18 protein-coding genes and 1 tRNA gene are annotated in these 16,728 nt (G+C 68.1%); 10 read left to right on the top strand and 9 right to left on the bottom strand.

Translation table 11 applies throughout. From position 1 onward, the window contains the following. Window positions 1-41: 41 nt before the first annotated feature. Window positions 42-1,475 carry a sigma-54 interaction domain-containing protein gene (locus EKG36_RS13890; protein WP_126485110.1) on the top strand — a complete coding sequence of 478 codons (1,434 nt, stop codon included), beginning with the start codon at window positions 42-44 and terminating at the stop codon, window positions 1,473-1,475. A 98-nt stretch (window positions 1,476-1,573) separates the two neighbouring features. Beyond that, window positions 1,574-1,915: a YbjQ family protein gene (locus EKG36_RS13885; protein ID WP_185827561.1), complete on the top strand. Its 342-nt coding sequence runs from the start codon at window positions 1,574-1,576 to the stop codon at window positions 1,913-1,915. Window positions 1,916-1,985: 70 nt separating this feature from the next. Here the strand turns inward: EKG36_RS13885 and EKG36_RS13880 are convergent, their stop codons facing one another. The 7 genes from EKG36_RS13880 to EKG36_RS13850 form a co-directional block, all read right to left on the bottom strand. Further along, window positions 1,986-2,339, bottom strand: a complete 354-nt coding sequence (locus EKG36_RS13880; protein ID WP_126485107.1) for a RidA family protein — start codon at window positions 2,337-2,339, stop codon at window positions 1,986-1,988. 1 nt (window position 2,340) lies between these two features. Next, window positions 2,341-3,750, bottom strand: a complete 1,410-nt coding sequence (locus tag EKG36_RS13875) for an FAD/NAD(P)-dependent oxidoreductase (RefSeq protein WP_126485105.1) — start codon at window positions 3,748-3,750, stop codon at window positions 2,341-2,343. Next, window positions 3,737-4,069: a (2Fe-2S)-binding protein gene (locus EKG36_RS13870; protein ID WP_126485103.1), complete on the bottom strand. Its 333-nt coding sequence runs from the start codon at window positions 4,067-4,069 to the stop codon at window positions 3,737-3,739. The genes EKG36_RS13875 and EKG36_RS13870 overlap by 14 nt, the downstream gene beginning before the upstream one ends. Next, the gene (locus tag EKG36_RS13865; RefSeq protein ID WP_126485101.1) at window positions 4,047-5,171 is read right to left on the bottom strand and encodes an NAD(P)/FAD-dependent oxidoreductase; all 1,125 of its coding nucleotides are present in this window, start codon (window positions 5,169-5,171) and stop codon (window positions 4,047-4,049) included. The genes EKG36_RS13870 and EKG36_RS13865 overlap by 23 nt, the downstream gene beginning before the upstream one ends. A 65-nt stretch (window positions 5,172-5,236) precedes the next feature. Continuing rightward, on the bottom strand, window positions 5,237-6,235 hold the full coding sequence (dctP, locus tag EKG36_RS13860; protein ID WP_126485099.1) for a TRAP transporter substrate-binding protein DctP: 999 nt from the start codon (window positions 6,233-6,235) through the stop codon (window positions 5,237-5,239). A 35-nt stretch (window positions 6,236-6,270) separates the two neighbouring features. Further along, window positions 6,271-7,569 (bottom strand): TRAP transporter large permease, encoded by a 1,299-nt coding sequence (locus tag EKG36_RS13855; protein ID WP_126485097.1) that lies wholly within the window; start codon window positions 7,567-7,569, stop codon window positions 6,271-6,273. Continuing rightward, window positions 7,562-8,128, bottom strand: coding sequence for a TRAP transporter small permease (locus EKG36_RS13850; RefSeq protein WP_126485095.1), 567 nt, complete (start codon window positions 8,126-8,128; stop codon window positions 7,562-7,564). Before EKG36_RS13850 ends, EKG36_RS13855 begins: the two co-directional genes overlap by 8 nt. Before the next feature lie 133 nt (window positions 8,129-8,261). On the opposite strand from EKG36_RS13850, the gene EKG36_RS13845 reads away from it, so the two are divergent. After that, a complete protein-coding gene (locus EKG36_RS13845) occupies window positions 8,262-9,197 on the top strand; it encodes a LysR substrate-binding domain-containing protein (protein ID WP_126485093.1) in 936 nt (311 codons plus the stop codon). Between the two features lie 73 nt (window positions 9,198-9,270). Here the strand turns inward: EKG36_RS13845 and EKG36_RS13840 are convergent. Both EKG36_RS13840 and ispB read right to left on the bottom strand, forming a co-directional pair. Further along, a tRNA-Pro gene (locus tag EKG36_RS13840) sits at window positions 9,271-9,347 on the bottom strand. 86 nt (window positions 9,348-9,433) lie between these two features. Beyond that, window positions 9,434-10,441, bottom strand: a complete 1,008-nt coding sequence (ispB, locus tag EKG36_RS13835; RefSeq protein WP_126485091.1) for an octaprenyl diphosphate synthase — start codon at window positions 10,439-10,441, stop codon at window positions 9,434-9,436. 302 nt (window positions 10,442-10,743) lie between these two features. Between ispB and rplU the strand changes: the two genes are divergently transcribed. The 7 genes from rplU to EKG36_RS13800 all read left to right on the top strand — a co-directional run bounded on the left by rplU (window position 10,744) and on the right by EKG36_RS13800 (window position 16,715). Further along, window positions 10,744-11,055 carry a 50S ribosomal protein L21 gene (gene rplU / locus EKG36_RS13830; RefSeq protein WP_126485089.1) on the top strand — a complete coding sequence of 104 codons (312 nt, stop codon included), beginning with the start codon at window positions 10,744-10,746 and terminating at the stop codon, window positions 11,053-11,055. 34 nt (window positions 11,056-11,089) lie between these two features. After that, complete coding sequence (rpmA, locus tag EKG36_RS13825; RefSeq protein WP_097790539.1) at window positions 11,090-11,347, top strand: 50S ribosomal protein L27; 258 nt, start codon at window positions 11,090-11,092, stop codon at window positions 11,345-11,347. Between the two features lie 85 nt (window positions 11,348-11,432). Beyond that, window positions 11,433-12,620 (top strand): Obg family GTPase CgtA, encoded by a 1,188-nt coding sequence (cgtA, locus tag EKG36_RS13820; RefSeq protein WP_126485087.1) that lies wholly within the window; start codon window positions 11,433-11,435, stop codon window positions 12,618-12,620. A gap of 87 nt (window positions 12,621-12,707) precedes the next feature. Further along, window positions 12,708-13,802 (top strand): glutamate 5-kinase, encoded by a 1,095-nt coding sequence (proB, locus tag EKG36_RS13815; RefSeq protein ID WP_185827563.1) that lies wholly within the window; start codon window positions 12,708-12,710, stop codon window positions 13,800-13,802. Window positions 13,803-14,024: 222 nt separating this feature from the next. Continuing rightward, complete coding sequence (gene rpsT, locus EKG36_RS13810) at window positions 14,025-14,291, top strand: 30S ribosomal protein S20 (protein ID WP_126485083.1); 267 nt, start codon at window positions 14,025-14,027, stop codon at window positions 14,289-14,291. A gap of 210 nt (window positions 14,292-14,501) precedes the next feature. Further along, window positions 14,502-16,025 carry a murein biosynthesis integral membrane protein MurJ gene (murJ, locus tag EKG36_RS13805; RefSeq protein ID WP_126485279.1) on the top strand — a complete coding sequence of 508 codons (1,524 nt, stop codon included), beginning with the start codon at window positions 14,502-14,504 and terminating at the stop codon, window positions 16,023-16,025. A 72-nt stretch (window positions 16,026-16,097) separates the two neighbouring features. After that, complete coding sequence (locus EKG36_RS13800; protein WP_126485081.1) at window positions 16,098-16,715, top strand: LemA family protein; 618 nt, start codon at window positions 16,098-16,100, stop codon at window positions 16,713-16,715. Window positions 16,716-16,728 lie beyond the last annotated feature (13 nt).

Below are 16,728 nucleotides of genomic sequence, written 5' to 3'. Positions count from 1 at the left end.
ACTTTTGCATCAATGATCCATTCCTGTATCGGTAGGGCCGCATGGGCGATCTCGACAGCGATATCCTGCGCACCATCATCGATACCGCCCACGACCATTTCTTCGTGGTCGATGCCAGCGGCCGCGTCCTGGACGTGAGTCCGGCCGCGGCGGCGGTCTACGGCATGTCTCGCGAGGACCTGTGCCGAACCAGCGTCCAGGCCCTGGAGGCTCAGGGCGTGCTCAGGCCCTCGGTCAGCCTCGAGGTGATGCGCTCCGGCAAGCCGGCCCAGCTGATGCAGGTGACGGGCACCGGGCGGCGGGTCATCGCCCAGGCTCACCCGGTGTTCCGGGACGGCAGGCTGGCGGCCGTGGTCAGCCGCTCCATGGATCTCACCGACCTGCAGCTGCTGCAGGAGGAATATGCCCTGCTGCAGCGGCGTTTCAGCGATCATCTCCGGCGTAGCGGCGTCGCCGACGAGCCGGGGCTCGAGGCCGAGCTGGACGACCTGGAGGTGCGCAGCGGGATGATGCGCGAGGTCGCGCTGCTGCTCAAGCGGGTGGCGCCGACGGATGCCACGGTGTTGATGCTCGGCGAGTCCGGCGTCGGCAAGACCGCCTTTGCCCGTCAGCTGCATCGCTGGAGCCGGCGCCAGGCCGGCCCCTTTATCGACGTCAATTGCGGGGCGATTCCGGAGAGCCTGTTCGAGTCGGAAATGTTCGGCTACCGGCACGGGGCCTTCAGCGGTGCCGCCCCTGGCGGCAAGGCGGGGCTGATGGAGCAGGCCGAGGGCGGTACCTTGTTCCTCGACGAGATCGGCGAGCTGCCCCTGGCGATGCAGACCAAGCTGCTCAAGGTGATCCAGGACAGCAGCGTCACGCGGCTGGGCGATACCCGGCCGCGGCGCGTCGACTTCCGCCTGGTGGTGGCGACCAACCAGGACCTGGCGCGTCTCGTGGAGACCGGCCAGTTCCGCCTGGACCTCTACTATCGCCTCAATGTCATTCCGGTGACGCTGCCGCCGCTGCGCGAGCGCCGTGAGGATATCCCGGGGCTGGTCGAGCGCCAGCTCCGGCGCCTCAACGATCGCTATGGCCGGGACAAGATCATGGCGCGGGATGTCTGGCAGCACCTGATGGGCCGGGACTGGCCCGGCAACGTGCGTGAACTGGAGAACTGGCTCGAGCGGGCCTGGCTGTCGGCGGCCGACGATGTCATCCGGGTCGAGGCCCCCGCCCGCTATCCGGGCGCCTCGGCTGCACCGGCCGGTGGCGACGCGAGGCGTGCCGCGCGCGATGGCGAGGAGCTGCGCGACGGCGAGTCGCTCAAGGCGGCCCTGGCGCGCACCGAGCGTGCCATCCTGGCCGTGCTTTGCGGCGAGCGCACCTCGACCTACGCCATCGCCGAGCGCCTCGGCATCAGCCAGCCCAGCGTGGTGAGAAAGCTCCGTCAGCATGGCCTGCGGATCGGCCAGGAGGCTTCGCCTGGAGAGTAGCCGGGCGTTGTGCGGACGGCGGGCGCCGCCTACCTTGATGAGGCTCAGCGGCCCCACATGGGGTTGCTCCATGCCAATGCCGACCAGAGGGAACGCCCATGTCCGATCGCCTGCTGCTGACCACCTCGTCCCATCTCGAGGGGTATCGCGTCACCGAGCATCTCGACATCGTCTCGGCGGAGTGCGTGTTCGGGATGAACGTGTTCAAGGACATGTTCGCCGGCCTGCGCGACTTCTTCGGCGGTCGCAACAAGTCCTCCCAGGATGCCCTGCGCGACGCCCGCATCGCCTGCCTGGACGAACTGCGTCGCGAAGCCGAGCGCCTGGGCGCCAATGCCGTGATCGCGGTGGACCTCGACTACAGCGAGATCTCCGGCGGCGGCAAGTCGATGTTGTTCCTGGTAGCCACGGGCACGGCCGTGAAGGTGGCGCGGACCTGACGGGACTTGCAGTGCAGGCGGCCCCGCGATCGCTCGCGGGGCCGCGTAACCGACGACACGTCGCGCTGGATCAGCGTGACAGGGCGGCCACCACGGAGATCTCGACCAGCAGCTCCGGGCTGGCCATGCGGGCCTCCACGCAGGCCCGTGCCGGGGCCTTGCCCTCCGGCACCCAGGCGTCCCAGACGCGATTCATGTCGTCGAAGAGTGCCATGTCCTTGAGGTAGAGGGTCGCAGAGAGCAGGTGCTCGCGGTCGCTGCCGACGCTCTCCAGCAGGGCGTCGACCTTGGCCAGCATGGTCTCGGTCTGGCCGGTGATGTCGGCGTGACGGTCCTCGGCCACCTGGCCGCACAGGTAGACGGTGTCGTGGTGGACGATGGCGCGGCTCATGCGTACGCCGGTCTCGAAGCGTTGCAGGGTCATCTCAGTTCCTCGTCGGGGTGTCGGGTTCGCTCAGGCTGGCCAGTTCCCCCAGGCTGAGCGGCTTGATCGGGGGGCGGATGTGGTAGTAGCCGACCGCATCGACCGGCTCGCTGCACTGGTCGGCGATGACCTGGGAGACGGTCAGGCCGCACAGCCGCCCCTGGCAGGGGCCCATGCCGGCCCGGCAGAAGGCCTTGGCCTGGTTGGGGCCACGGCAGCCGGCATCGGCGATGCGCCGCAGCTCTCCCGCCGTGACTTCCTCGCAGCGGCAGACGATGGTGTCATCCTCGGGTACCAGGAAGCGCCGGGCCGGCTGGTACAGCACATCCAGAAAGGGGCGGATGGCCAGCTGGGGCGCCAGGCGAGTGCGCAGGGGGGCGGCCAGTCGGTCTCGCGCCGCGGCCTCGATGCCACCCAGCTGTTCGGCGATCGCCAGGGCGGCCAGGCGGCCCTCTTCCTCGGCGGCCTGGGCACCGGCAATGCCGCCGGAATCGCCGGCCACGAAGATCCCCGGGCGAGACGTCTCGCCCCAGGCGTCGAGCCGGGGCTGCCAGCATTGCTGGGCCTCATCCCAGTCGTGCGCCAGCTCGAGCGCGCGGGTCAGCTGGACGTTGGGCACCACGCCCTGGTGTACCAGCAGGGTCCGGCACTCGCGCTCGCGGGACTCTCCCGCTTGCCGATAGCGCAGGTGCGTCACGCGCTCCCCGTCGCGGGACAGGGCCTCGAGGCCGTCGACGCCCTTGAGGTGGGGGATGCCGGCGCGGCGAATCTCCCTGAGCAGCCCCAGGCCCTTGGCCAGCAGCCGCGGGTTGCGCAGCGCGCCGGGAAGATGTCGCGCCGCGCGACGCCAGTTGCCGCGCGGTGTGGTATCGAGCAGCGCCTCGACGGTCACACCGGCGCGCGCCAGCTGGGCGGCGATCAGCAGCAGCAGGGGGCCACTGCCGGCCAGCACGATGGGCCCGGGCGGGACCATGGCGCTGCTCTTGAGCAGGATCTGGGCGGCCCCGCCGGTCATCACCCCCGGCAGGGTCCAGCCCGGGAAGGGGACCGGTCGTTCCTGAGCGCCGGTGGCCACCAGCAGCCGCCGGGTGTGGAGCCGCTGGCTGCGACCCTGTCGGGAGACGTCGAGGCTCAGGTCGTCCTCGACGCCCCACACGGTCGTGCCCGGTCGGTAGTCCGTGCCGGCCTGCTCGAAGGCGTGGAGCAGGTCGCGGCCGTGATAGTAATCACCGCCGAGGATGCGCTCGTCCGCCAAGGGAGCGCGTCCGATGGCCCGGTAGATCTGGCCGCCGGCCTCTTCCTGCTCGTCGAGCAGGGCGCAGCGCAGCCCCTGACGGCCGGCTTCCGCGGCAGCGGCCATGCCGGCGGGGCCGGCGCCGATGATGATCAGGTCGTAGTCAGGCGTCGCCATGAGGGCCCTCCCCATGCATGTCGCGCGCGCCGCACTGCCGTCGAATCCGCATACCGTCGCGGACGGCAATCATGCAGCCCTGCTGGTTGGGGGTGCCGTCGATCTCGACCAGGCACTCGAAGCACACGCCCATCAGGCAGTAGGGCGCCCGTGGCGACTCGTCGGCCGGGGTGGTGCGCGAGGGCAGCAGCCCCGCGGCCAGCACCGCGGCCGCGGCGCTGTCGTGCGCCTGCATCTCGACGGGATCGTCCTCGACGAACACCGTCACCTTGGCCTGGGGTCGGCAGGGTAGGCGCTCAAAGGCTGAAACGTTGGGCATGGAACACCTCCAGGGGCAGGTCGGTTTCATCGCGGGCGATCCAGTCCGCCAGGGGCCCCTCGTGCAGGGCTCCCAGGGTCACGCCGCTGTGGCAGGTCACCAGGTAGGCGCCGGGGCACTCCCGTGACGCCTCGTAGATCGGGTAGCCATCCGGGGTCATGACGCGCAACGCCCCCCAGGCGCGCACCATCTTGACGTCGCGCAGCAACGGGAAGAGACGCACGGCGCGGTGGGCGATCTGGGCCATGACGTCCGTGGTGGTGCCGCTGTCGAAGCCGACGTCCTCCTTGGAGTCGCCGATCTGCACGGTGCCTTCGCCGGTCTGGCGGACGTGGCCGGTGGGGTAGTCGAGGAAGTGATGCACGCGCTCGGCGATCAGCACCTGCCCGCGGTTGGGAAACACCGGCGCCGACAGGCCGACCTGGGGGGCGAGCTCGCGATTGCCCAGGCCCGCGGCCAGCACGAGCTTGGCGCATGACCAGACGCCGGCCGGCGTGGTGATCCGGAAGGCCTCGCCCTGCCGGTCGATGTCCTGGACCCGGCCGCCGTTGTCGATCACGCCTCCCTGGGCACGGAAGTGCTCGGTCAGGGCGCGCAGCAGCAGCAGGGGGTTGAGGTGGCCGTCCTCGGGGCACCAGGTGGCGCCGGCGACCTCGTCGCCGATGTCGGGGAAGTAGTCGCGGACCTGGGCGAGATCCAGGGTCTCGAAGGGGTAGTCGCCGCCGGCCGCGTCGCGCATACGGGTCAGCATGCGCGTCCTGGCCTGTAGCTCCTCCTCGGTGAGGCACAGGTAGAGGCCGCCGCGCTGTTCCAGCTGCACGTCGATACCGGTGGTTTCCCGGAGGCGACGGGCCAGGTCCGGCCAGAGACGCGCCGACCGTCGGGTGATCTGGGCATATTCCGGCAGGGTGTCGCCCTTGCCCTGGACCCAGACCAGGCCGAAGTTGCCGCGTGAGGCGCGCAGGGCGATGTCCCCCTCGTCGAGCACCGCGACCTTCAGGCCATGGCGCTGCAGGCCGAGCGCGATGGCCATGCCGACCAGCCCGCCACCTACCAGGCACACGTCGGCCGTACGCGAGCCGCTTGTCGTCGCTTGCGTCATCGTGGATTCCTGCGTGATTTGCGTGTCTCGTGACAGGCCCGGCCGGACAGCCGGGCCCTGATGGATCAACGAATGGCGTCGTCGAGGACGGAGTTGGCCCAGTCGGCACCGATGTCCTCCAGGATGACCGGCCAGACGGTGTCCCGGACGATCTCGGCGTGGGCGGCGATCTGTTCATCGGATACCGGCACAATGGTGGCGCCGGCCTCCTCGAGGAGCTGCTCGTTGCGGGCCTGGTCGGCCTCGGCGCCCTCCCAGCGGGCGGCCTCGAAGCGTTCGGCGGCCTGGCTGAGCGCCTGCTGCTGGGCCTCGTCGAGCTCGTCGTAGATGTCCTGGTTGATCAGCAGGTACCACATCTCGAAGTGGGTGTTAAGCGGCAGGTAGTAGTTGGTGACGTCGCGGAAGGAAGCGTAGTAGCCCTCGGCCCCGGAGCCCATGACGCCATCCACCACGCCCGTCTGCACCGCGGTGAAGGCATCGGAGAAGGGCAGCGGCGAGCCGATGAAGCCGATGTTGTCGGCCATCAGCTGGAAGGACTTCATCGGCGGGACGCGCAGCTTGGCCCCCTTGTCGACGGTGGGATCCGCGGCGTTCTCGACCTCGCTGTTCAGGGCCACGCCCCCGAAGTAGACCGGCCAGGCGGCGAGCACATGGATGTTCTGGTCGGCATAGATGCTCTCGACCTCCTCGCGCATGGAGGCGCCGTCGGCAAAGACCTGCTCAGCGTCCTCCCAGCTCCGGACGAGGTAGGGCAGGTAGGCGAGCTGGAAGCGCTTGTCGGCGCCCGAGGACGGGGGTTGCACGGCCATGTCCACGGCGCCCAGGCCGACACGTTCCTGGACCACGGTGTAATCGCCGAGGGCGTTGGCCGGAAAGAGGCGAACCGTCAGCTCTCCGTCGGTCGCCGTCGAGACATCGTCAGCGAAGGCCTGCGCCGCGGTGTCGATGGCCGTGTCCTGCGGGCGGACATGCGACAGCTTGAGGGTGGTGGCTTCGGCCACCGTGGTCATCGCGGCAGAGAGGGCGACGGCACTGACGAGGGCTTTCATCGAGAAGGTTTTCATTGTTGTCTCCTGCTTGGGACGGGTGGGGGGATGCATCAATAGCCGAACAGGCCGGGAAGGTATTCCGACAGGTCGGGCCAGGCGGACACCAGCACCACCACCGGGATATAGCCGAAGAGAATCAGCGTCATGGCGGGCTTCACCACCTCGGTGAAGCGCACCTTGCCGATCCGCGAACCCAGATAGAGGATGCTGGCATAGGGGGGCGTCACGCCGCCCATGGCGGTGTTGACGCCCATGATGGCGGCAAACTGCACGGAGCTGACGCCGAGGGCTTCCATCAGCGGCAACAGCAGCGGGGCGGTCAGGATGATCGCGGTGATGTCGTTGACGATCATGCCGATGAAGAACAGCAGCAGGTTGACCAGCAGCAGCAAGACGAGCTTGTTGTCGGTGATCTGGAAGATCATGTCGACCAGGGCCTGGGGAATGCTCTCCATGACGTAGATCTGGCTGAGCATCAGGCTGAACAGGATCATGATGAGAATGGCGCCGACGGCCGTGGCCGACTCCTTGCCGGATTCCAGCAGGGTGCCCCAGTTCAGGCCCCGGTAGATCATGAAGCCCACCGGCAAGGCATAGATGACGGCCACGGCGGCGGCCTCGGTGGGCGTCATGATGCCGCCGTAGATGCCGCCCAGGATGATCACGGGCATCAGCAGCGCCGGCAGGGCATGGCCGGTGCGGCGGCTGGCCTCGCCGACCATCTTGTTGAAGGGCAGGGGCTCATCGAGGACCAGGTCGAACTTGCGCGACATGACCATGTTGACCAGGCAGAAGTTGAACATGATCAGCAGGCCCGGCCCCAGGGTGGCGAGGAAGCTGGCCAGGATGGAGGTGTCGGTCACCCAGCCGTAGACGATCATGGTGACGCTGGGCGGAATGAGCAGGCCGAGGATCGACGAGTTGGCGATCAGCGCCGTGGAGTAGGCGCGGGGATAGCCCTTGCGCTCCATTTCCGGAATCAGCAGCGGGCCGATGGCGGCGATGCCGGTGAGGCCGCTGCCGGAGATGGCGCCGATGATGGCGCAGCTCACGGCAGCCACGGCCCCCAGGCCGCCGCGGATACGCCCGACGAAGACATTGACGAACTGCAGCAGGCTGCCGGCGATGCCGCTGACGCTCATCAGGGTCCCGGCGAAGACGAACAGCGGGATGGCCAGCAGCACAGGATTGGTCAGCTGGCTGAAGCCCCAGACCATCATGCCGCGCATGGTGGCTTCGCCGACCAGGGTCATCACCATCAGGGCGGCGCCGAAGCAGAACGGCAGGGGGACGCCGAGGGTCAGCAGCAGGATCAGGACAGCAAAGGCCAGCAGGGCGATCTCAATCATGGGACTTGTCCTTCTGCGAATCGGTGAGTACCTGGAACTCGTGCACCTCGGAGGTCTCCGGATAATCGGGGTCCTCGGGGGCATGGTCCGGGTGCTGGCGGAAGCCGAACAGGAAGCCGAGATTGCGCACCAGGTGCCAGAGCGTGAAGGCGATCATCAGCACCAGGCCGATGAACAGGGCCGATTCATAGATGATCGTGGGCAGGTAGAGGGTGGGCGTCTCCTTGTCGACGCGCAGCACATAGGCGAAGTAGTCCCAGGCCCACAGGGTGAGCCAGATCGAGACGGTGATGCTGATGGTGTCGGCGATGGCCTGCAGCACCGCGCGTGCGCGATCGGTCTTGAGGAAGATGTCGAGGACATTGGCCCGGATCTGGGTGTCCTCGCGGGAGGCATTGACGCTGCCAAGGATGTAGAGCCAGATCGTCGGGATCACGGCGACCTCCTCGAGTCCCATGACGGGCGTCTCGAAGAGGTAGCGGGTCACGACCTGGATGAACTGGGCGGCCGCGACCGTGCTGATCAGCAGGGTGAGCGTATAGCGAAAGAGTCGTTCCATAAGGCCTGTCTCGCTTGTTGTGGTTGTAAGCCGGGGCCGTGGCTTGCAGGGCTATCTTGGGAGCGGCGCTATATAACATCAAATCGTTTGTTTGTATGATTTGATAATACGATGTTGTTAACTTGGGGGTGCCATGGCCAAACTGACCTACCGCCAGATCGAGGCCTTCCGGGCGGTGATGATCAGCGGCACGACCAGCGGGGCGGCCGATATCCTCTGCGTGTCCCAGCCGGCCATCAGTCGCCTGCTGGCGGACTTCGAGGAAACGGTCGGCGTGACGATGTTCGAGCGCCGTCGACGTCGTCTCCATCCGACGCCCGAGGCCCGGTTCTTCTTCGAGGAGGTCGAACGCGCCTTCGTCTCGCTGGAGCAGCTCTCGCGCGCCGCGGAGGAGTTGCGGGAGTTTCATCTGGGCTCGCTGAGAGTCGCCTCCATGCCGGCGGCCTCGGTCGAGTTCCTGCCGGCCCTCGCGGATCGCTTCAGCCAGGCGCATCCGGGGGTGTCGGTCACCCTTCAGGTACGCAGTACCCAGCAGGTGGTCGATCTGGTGGCCAGCCAGCAGTTCGACCTGGGCGTGATTTCCGGGATTGCCCTCGACGATCCCGCGGTGGAGGAGCGCACCCTGGCCGACAGTCGTCTGGTCTGCGCGCTGCCGCCGGGGCATCCCTTGTCGGAGCGAGAGGTGGTGAGGCCGGCTGACCTGGAGGGTGAGGTGTTCGTTTCACTAGGCTCCGAGCAGAGCATCCGCCACACCATCGACGGGGTGTTCGAGAACGCCGGCGTCAAGCGTCAGCTGCTGATCGACACCCAGCTGCATTACGCCGCCTGTGCCTTCGTGCTGGCGGGTAGCGGGGTATCGCTGGTCGACCCCATCACGGCCTGGCACTATCGTCGCCTCGGCCTGGTCGTCAAGCGCTTCGAGCCACGGGTGGCCTACCGCTACAGCGTGATCTTCCCCAGGCAGCGGGGCCAGTCCGGCTTGACCAAGTCCTTCCTCGGGTTGCTGGGCGAGGCGCTGGATGACCTGCAGGCGGAATCCAGAGGCCTGTTCGAGCGGGTAGGGCGCTGATGGCAGCCCCGGCAAAGGGGCGGCGAAAACGAAAAAGGCCCTGCAGGGATCTGCAGGGCCTTACGGAATCCGGTGGTCGGAGTAGCAGGATTCGAACCTACGACCTCTGCCTCCCGAAGGCAGCGCTCTACCAAGCTGAGCTATACTCCGATATGTTGGGCTGTCGCCTCAACGGAGACGTATTATACGTGTCCGCTGTGGCGATGCAAGTCCTGTGTCGCATCTCCCGCTGATTCTCAGGTGCGCCGCTCCACGGCGAGGCGGGCCAGTTCGGCCATGCTGTCGCGAAAGGGGGAGTCGGGCAGCAGATCGAGCTGGGCCAGGGCCTTGGCCGACATCTCCTCGGCGCGGGCACGGGTGTAGTCGAGCGCCCCGGTGTCGTTGACGATGGCCAGCACCTCGTCGAGGCGGTCCAGGCCGCCCTGACGGATGGCGCGGCGCACCATCTTGGCCTGGTCGGGGGTGCCCACGGCCATGGCCTGGATCAGCGGCAGGGTCGGCTTGCCCTCGGCCAGGTCGTCGCCCACGTTCTTGCCCATGGCCTCGGCGTCGCCCTGGTAGTCGAGGAGGTCGTCGATCAGCTGGAAGGCCAGGCCCAGGTAGCGGCCATAGGCCTGCAGGGCGGCCTCCTGCTCCGGCGTGGCGTCGGCGATGATCGCGCCGCTGTGGGAGGCGGCCTCGAAGAGCATGGCGGTCTTGCCCTGGATGGTCTCGAAGTAGGCGGCCTCGTCGACGTCGGGGTTGCCGACGTTGGTCAGCTGCTGGACCTCGCCCTCGGCGATGGTGCAGGTCGCCGCCGAGAGCACTTCCATGATCTTCATCGAGCCCACGTCCACCATCATCTGGAAGGAGCGGGAGTAGAGGAAGTCGCCGACCAGTACCGAGGGGGCATTGCCCCAGGCGTCGTTGGCGGTGGCCTTGCCGCGCCGCATGTGGGACTCGTCCACCACGTCGTCATGCAGCAGGGTCGAGGTGTGCATGAACTCGATCAGGGTGGCCAGCGTGACATGCCGGTCGCCCTGGTAGCCCAGCGCGCGGGCGGCCAGCAGCACCAGCAGCGGACGCAGTCGCTTGCCACCACTGCCGATGATGTATTGCCCGATGGTCTCCACCAGCGGCACCCGTGAGGCCAGCTGCGTCAGGATGGTCCGGTTGACGGCGGCGAAGTCCTCGGCGACTACCGCATGGATGGGCGAGGCGGGGATGGCGGCGTCTAGCTGTGGCGACGAAGGGGTGGCTGGCATGGAGGTGGCATCGACAAGAATAAGGTGGGAGCCGGAGCGGGGCGTCTTCGCCTGCCGCGCTGGCCTGGGATTGCCGGTCATGCTATGGGGCCCCCCGGGGGGCGTCAAGGCAAGCGCCGTCCGGCCGGGTTCCAGGGCGGGCCAGCCGGCGCGCGGGACGGGTTGCGGGTTGTGTGGCGAGGGCGTCGCGGTTATAATCCGCGGCCCACTCATCTCGCTCCCTGTCAGATGGTTGCCGGAAGGGGCGCCACTCGAAGCAGGCCGAAGAAGAGCCAACCCCGATGAGTACCGGAGAGACAAGCATGTACGCAGTTATCAAGAGCGGTGGCAAGCAGTACCGCGTTCAGGAAGGCCAGACTCTCAAGCTCGAGAAGCTGGAAGTGCCGACCGGCGACACCATCGAGTTCGATGAGGTCCTGCTGGTGGGCAGCGATGACGACGTCAAGGTCGGCGCCCCGACCGTCGATGGTGCCAAGGTGGCCGCCGAGGTCGTCGCCCACGGCCGTGGCGACAAGGTCAACATCATCAAGTTCCGTCGTCGCAAGCACAGCATGAAGCGTCAGGGCCACCGTCAGTGGTTCACTGAAGTCAAGATCACCGGGATCTCCGCGTAAGCGTCAGTTCCCCTGAACGAGCGAGGTATTTGCAATGGCTCATAAGAAGGCAGCGGGCTCCACACGTAACGGTCGCGATTCCGAATCCAAGCGCCTTGGCGTGAAGCTGTTCGGCGGTCAGGCCGTGACCCCGGGCAACATCATCGTCCGTCAGCGTGGCACCAAGTTCCACGCCGGCACCGGCGTGGGCATCGGCAAGGACCACACCCTGTTCGCCCTGGACGAAGGCGTGGTCAAGTTCGAGACCAAGGGCCCGAAAAACCGCAAGTTCGTGAGCGTCGTCTCCGCCTGAGACCGCCCGGACCTGTAGCGAGAAGGCCCCGCCATGGCGGGGCCTTCTTGTATCATGGCGGCATGCACCGCCAGGAGAGTGACAGATGCAGTTCGTCGACGAAGCCTCGATCATCGTGGAAGCCGGCAAGGGCGGCAACGGCTGCCTGAGCTTCCGCCGCGAGAAGTACGTGCCCAAGGGTGGCCCCGACGGTGGGGATGGCGGCCATGGCGGCAGCGTCTACCTGATCGGTGACGATGCCCTCAACACCCTCATCGACTTCAAGTACCAGCGCTTCTACAAGGCGCAGAACGGCCAGCCCGGCCAGGGCCGGCAGATGAGCGGGCGAGCCGGCGATGACCTGCATGTCAAGGTGCCCGTCGGCACCACGGTGATCGACGAGGACACCCTCGAGGTGATCGCCGACGTCACCGAGATCGGCCAGGTCGTGCTGGTGGCCCAGGGCGGCCGCCGGGGGCTTGGCAACATCCACTTCAAGTCCTCCACCAACCGGGCGCCGCGCCGCACCACGCCGGGCACCGAGGGCGAGCGGCGCAACCTGCGCTTCGAGATGAAGGTGATGGCCGACGTCGGCCTGCTGGGCCTGCCCAACGCCGGCAAGTCGACGTTGATCCGCTCGGTCTCGGCGGCCAAGCCCAAGGTGGCCAACTACCCCTTCACCACCCTGGTGCCCAACCTCGGCGTGGTGAAGCTCGGCCAGCACGAGCACTTCGTGATGGCCGACATCCCCGGGCTGATCGAGGGGGCCTCCGACGGTGCGGGCCTGGGGCTACGCTTCCTCAAGCACCTGACCCGCACCCGGCTGCTGTTCCACGTCGTCGACGTGGCGCCCTTCGACGAGTCCGACCCGGTGGCGGCCGTCGAGGCCATCGTCCACGAGCTGGGACAGTTCTCGCCGACGCTGGCCGAGCGCCCGCGCTGGCTGGTGCTCAACAAGCTCGACCTGCTGCCGGCGGAGGAGCGCGAGGCGGTGGCCGACGAGATCGTGCGGCGCCTGGGCTGGGAAGGCCCGGTGTTTCGTGTCTCGGCGATCAGTGGCGAGGGCACCGAGGCCCTGGTGCAGGCGGCCTATCGCTGGCTGACCGAGCAGCGCCAGCTGGAGAACGAGGACGAGGAGGCCGCCGAGCGCGAGCGCGAGATGCGCCGTCGCATGGAGGACGAGGCCGTTGCGCGCACCGAGGCCCGCCTGGGTCGCAAGCGCAAGCGTGACGACGAGGATGACGACGACTTCGACGACGATGATTATGATGTCGAGGTCGAATACGCCCCTTGAGGGCCAAAGGGAAGCGGTAGCCACGGTCGAGTCGAGGGAAGGATAGTGAGCAACGAGCAGGTGCCCGGCCGCGAGGCCCTCAAGGCCATGCGGCGGGTGGTGGTGAAGATCGGCAGTGCCTTGCTGACCAACGATGGCCGCGGCCTCGACGAGGCCGCGATTGGCGGCTGGGTCGACCAGATCGCCGAGCTGCACCGGCGCGGCGTGGAGGTGGTGCTGGTGTCGTCCGGGGCCGTGGCCGCGGGCATGGTGCGGCTCGGCTGGCAAGTGCGCCCCTCGGCGGTGCATGCCCTGCAGGCCGCCGCCGCGGTGGGCCAGAACGGCCTCACCGAGTGCTACGAGGGGCATTTCGCCCGCCACGGCCTGATTACCGCCCAGGTCCTGCTGACCCATGACGACCTCTCGAACCGCAAGCGCTACCTCAATGCCCGCTCGGCGCTGCGTACCCTGGTCGACATGCGGGTGGTGCCGGTGGTCAACGAGAATGACACCGTGGTCACCGATGAGATCCGCTTCGGCGACAACGACACCCTCGGCGCCCTGGTGGCCAACCTGCTGGAGGCTGACGCCCTGGTCATCCTCACCGACCAGGAAGGGCTCTTCGATGCCGACCCGCGCCACGACCCTCATGCCCAACTGATCGCCGAGGGACGCGCCGACGACGCCCGGCTGGCGGCGGTGGCCGGCGGCGGCGGGTCGCTGGGGCGAGGCGGCATGGCGACCAAGGTGCGGGCGGCCCGGCTGGCGGCCCGCTCCGGTGCGGTCACCGTCATCGCCAGTGGCCGCCAGTCGGCCGTGCTGCAGCGGCTGGCCGACGGCGAGCGGCTGGGCACCCTGCTGACCCCCGAGCAAGCCCCGATGGCGGCGCGCAAGCGCTGGCTGGCGGGCCAGCTCCAGGTGCGCGGCAGCCTGACCCTGGATGCCGGGGCGGTGAAGGTGCTGCGCGGCAGCGGCTCGAGCCTGCTGCCGGTGGGGGTCAAGGCGCTGTCCGGCGACTTCGTTCGCGGTGATATGGTGCTCTGCGTCGACGAGGCCGGGCAGCGGGTGGCCAAGGGGCTGGTCAACTACGGCGCCGACGAGGCACAGCGCCTGCTGGGCCAGCCCAGCCACCGCATTGAGGCCATCCTCGGCTACATGGAGGCCCCGGAGCTGATCCATCGCGACAACCTGGTGGTGCTCTAGGCCAGTCATGACGCGGCCTCGGCCGTGGCAAGGCTGGCAAGCCGCCGGGGCGCGTGATAGGATACGCCATCCTCTCAGACACGGCCCGTAGCGACTGCGTCCCCGAGCCGCAGTCGGCCGGATGGCCAAGCCAACGGGGATTTCTCGATTTCCCTGTTGGATCAAACCGTTATCAAAAACCGCCCGAGTCGGCGGTGACAACTTTCTCCAAGGAGACAGTCAGTGGCTAACAGCAAGCAAGCCCGCAAGCGCGCCCGTCAGGCAGAAGGCCGTCGTGTCCTGAAGGCGAGCCAGCGCAGCATGGTCCGCACCTACATCAAGCGCGTCATCAAAGCCATCAATGGCGGTGACCACGCCCAGGCCATGGACGCCTTCAAGGCGGCGCAGCCGGTCATCGACCGCATCGCCGACAAGGACGTGCTGTCCAAGAAGAAGGCCGCCCGCCTGAAGAGCCGCCTGAACAAGCGCATCAAGGCCCTGGCAGCGTAAGCGCGCCGGACGCCTTAATGGATGCCCGTGCCTGATGCGGGCATGCCATCGAAAAACCGGCTGCGGCCGGTTTTTTTGTGCCCGATGATATCCCCACAGGTGGCAAGGAAGAGCGCGGTGACCGATCCCAACCCTCAGCAAGCCTCCGACAGCGACCCGACGCCGTCCGATGCGTCGCCCCGCACCGTCGCCCCCCGGGGCGGCGGGCTGATGCGCTCGGGAATGATCGTCAGTGCCATGACCATGCTCTCCCGGGTGATGGGCCTGGCCCGGGACGTGGTGATCGCCGCCCTGTTCGGGGCCGGCCAGGGCGCGGATGCCTTCTTCGTCGCCTTCAAGGTGCCCAACTTCCTGCGCCGGCTGTTCGCCGAAGGCGCCTTCAACCAGGCCTTCGTGCCGGTACTTTCGGAGTATGCCACCCGGCGTACCCGGGAGGAGGTGCGCGAGCTGCTCGATGCCGTGGCCGGCAGCCTCGCCGGCGTACTGCTGCTGATCACGGCACTGGCCATGCTGGCGGCGCCCTGGCTGGTGTGGGCCTTCGCGCCGGGCTTCGGGCGCGACCCCGAGAAGCTGGCGCTCACCGCCGACATGCTGCGCCTGACCTTCCCCTACCTGCTGCTGATCTCGATGACCGCCTTCGCCGGCAGCGTGCTCAACACCTGGAACCGCTTCGCGGTGCCGGCCTTTACCCCGGTGCTGCTCAACCTGTCGCTGATCGGGGCGGCGCTGGCGCTGACGCCGCTGATGAGCGAGCCGGCCCTGGGGCTGGCCTGGGGCGTGCTGATTGCCGGCGCGGCCCAGCTGCTCTTCCAGGTGCCGTTCCTGGCCCGGCTGGGACTGCTGCCGCGTCCCTGGCCGCACTTCGCCCACGAAGGGGTGCGGCAAATCCTGCGCCTGATGGCGCCGGCCCTGTTCGGGGTCTCGGTGTCCCAGATCAACCTGCTGCTGGATACCGTGCTGGCCTCGCTGCTGGCGGCGGGCAGCGTGTCCTGGCTGTACTACTCGGACCGCCTGGTGGAGTTGCCCCTGGGGGTGTTCGGCATCGCCATCGGCACGGTGATCCTGCCCGCGCTGTCCAAGCGCCACGCCGAGCAGTCCGGTGAGCACTTCGCCGCCATGCTGGACTGGGCGCTGCGCGCGGTGCTGCTGCTGGGCCTGCCGGCGGCCCTGGCGCTGGTGGTGCTGGCCGAGCCGCTGCTGATCACCCTGTTCCATTACGGCGCCATGACCGACCATGACATCGCCATGGCGGCGATGAGCCTGCGCGCCTATGCGGTGGGGCTGGTGGCCTTCATGCTGATCAAGGTGCTGGCCCCGGGATTCTTCGCCCGTCAGGACACCAAGACGCCGGTGAAGGTCGGCATCATCGCCATGGTCGCCAACATGGTCTTCAATCTGATCCTGATCTGGCCGCTGGCCCATGCCGGCCTGGCGCTGGCCACTGCGCTCTCGGCCTTTCTCAATGCCGGCCTGCTGGGCTACCTGCTGCACAAGCAGGGTGTGCTGGTGTTTCAGCCCGGCTGGCGGCGCTATGCGGTGCAGCTCGTTGGTGGCTGCGCGGTGATGGGGCTGGGGCTGGGCTGGCTATCACCCGACTGGCAGGCCTGGCTTGGCTGGGCGCTGTGGGAGCGGGTCGGTTGGCTGGCGCTGCTGGTGGCGGCCGGCGCGCTGGTCTACTTCGCCTGGCTGGCCGCCTTCGGCGTCCGGCTGCGCCATTTCCGGATGCAAGGCTAGCCGCTTCCTTCGCCTTTCAGGCCTGCCAGGAGTGTCTATGCTGGCTGAGGTAATGACATCGGAGGGCGCGGCATGGACGAATCGCAGGGCAGTCGTCGTATCGATGGTGGCACCGTCCGCCTGCTGGTCATCGTGCTGTTGGGGGCGGTGCTGATCACCATTCCCTGGCTGACCCATAACCGCCTGGTGGACAGCGAGGAGCGTGTGGCGGCGGCCTGGGCGGACGTCGAGAGCACCCTGCAGCGCCGGGCCGATCTGGTGCCGAACCTGGTGCGCAGTGTCCAGCAGCACATGACCTACGAGAGCGAGACGCTGGTGCGGCTGGTTCGCGAGCGCGCCGACGCCCTGAGCGACGCCCTGGTGACCGCCCGGGGCGGTGGGGACCCTGCGCGGTTTGCCGGACTGGAAGCGGCTCTCTCCCGGGAGCTGGCACGCCTGATGCGCCAGGCCGGCGAGCATCCCGCGCTGCGCAGCGGTGATCAATTCCTGCGTCTGCAGGCCCAACTGGAAGGGAGCGAGAACCGCATCAATGTGGCTCGCCTGCGTTACAACGCGGCGGTGCGCGACTACAACGGCGCCCTGCGCGGCTTCATCGGGCGCTGGGTGGCGGGCTCGCTGGGGCTGGCCCCCCGTGACTACTTCGAGGCGCGGCCAGGGGCGGAGGAGCCGGTCCCCGTGGCGTTTGAATAGGCGGGGGCGACGC

Origin of the sequence: Halomonas nitroreducens (genome assembly GCF_003966155.1) — a bacterium.
In the GTDB taxonomy this organism is placed as follows: Bacteria; Pseudomonadota; Gammaproteobacteria; order Pseudomonadales; family Halomonadaceae; genus Halomonas; species Halomonas nitroreducens.
This window is presented reverse-complemented; position numbering and strand designations above follow the sequence as displayed.

Excerpts from the sequence above, each read along its gene's own strand:
- EKG36_RS13890 (WP_126485110.1), top strand. The coding sequence starts at position 42 with ATGGGCGATCTCGACAGCGATATCCTGCGCACCATCATCGATACCGCC.
- EKG36_RS13885 (WP_185827561.1), top strand. The coding sequence starts at position 1,574 with ATGTCCGATCGCCTGCTGCTGACCACCTCGTCCCATCTCGAGGGGTAT.
- EKG36_RS13880 (WP_126485107.1), bottom strand. The coding sequence starts at position 2,339 with ATGACCCTGCAACGCTTCGAGACCGGCGTACGCATGAGCCGCGCCATC.
- EKG36_RS13875 (WP_126485105.1), bottom strand. The coding sequence starts at position 3,750 with ATGGCGACGCCTGACTACGACCTGATCATCATCGGCGCCGGCCCCGCC.
- EKG36_RS13870 (WP_126485103.1), bottom strand. The coding sequence starts at position 4,069 with ATGCCCAACGTTTCAGCCTTTGAGCGCCTACCCTGCCGACCCCAGGCC.
- EKG36_RS13865 (WP_126485101.1), bottom strand. The coding sequence starts at position 5,171 with ATGACGCAAGCGACGACAAGCGGCTCGCGTACGGCCGACGTGTGCCTG.
- dctP (WP_126485099.1), bottom strand. The coding sequence starts at position 6,235 with ATGAAAACCTTCTCGATGAAAGCCCTCGTCAGTGCCGTCGCCCTCTCT.
- EKG36_RS13855 (WP_126485097.1), bottom strand. The coding sequence starts at position 7,569 with ATGATTGAGATCGCCCTGCTGGCCTTTGCTGTCCTGATCCTGCTGCTG.
- EKG36_RS13850 (WP_126485095.1), bottom strand. The coding sequence starts at position 8,128 with ATGGAACGACTCTTTCGCTATACGCTCACCCTGCTGATCAGCACGGTC.
- EKG36_RS13845 (WP_126485093.1), top strand. The coding sequence starts at position 8,262 with ATGGCCAAACTGACCTACCGCCAGATCGAGGCCTTCCGGGCGGTGATG.
- ispB (WP_126485091.1), bottom strand. The coding sequence starts at position 10,441 with ATGCCAGCCACCCCTTCGTCGCCACAGCTAGACGCCGCCATCCCCGCC.
- rplU (WP_126485089.1), top strand. The coding sequence starts at position 10,744 with ATGTACGCAGTTATCAAGAGCGGTGGCAAGCAGTACCGCGTTCAGGAA.
- rpmA (WP_097790539.1), top strand. The coding sequence starts at position 11,090 with ATGGCTCATAAGAAGGCAGCGGGCTCCACACGTAACGGTCGCGATTCC.
- cgtA (WP_126485087.1), top strand. The coding sequence starts at position 11,433 with ATGCAGTTCGTCGACGAAGCCTCGATCATCGTGGAAGCCGGCAAGGGC.
- proB (WP_185827563.1), top strand. The coding sequence starts at position 12,708 with ATGCGGCGGGTGGTGGTGAAGATCGGCAGTGCCTTGCTGACCAACGAT.
- murJ (WP_126485279.1), top strand. The coding sequence starts at position 14,502 with ATGCGCTCGGGAATGATCGTCAGTGCCATGACCATGCTCTCCCGGGTG.
- EKG36_RS13800 (WP_126485081.1), top strand. The coding sequence starts at position 16,098 with ATGGACGAATCGCAGGGCAGTCGTCGTATCGATGGTGGCACCGTCCGC.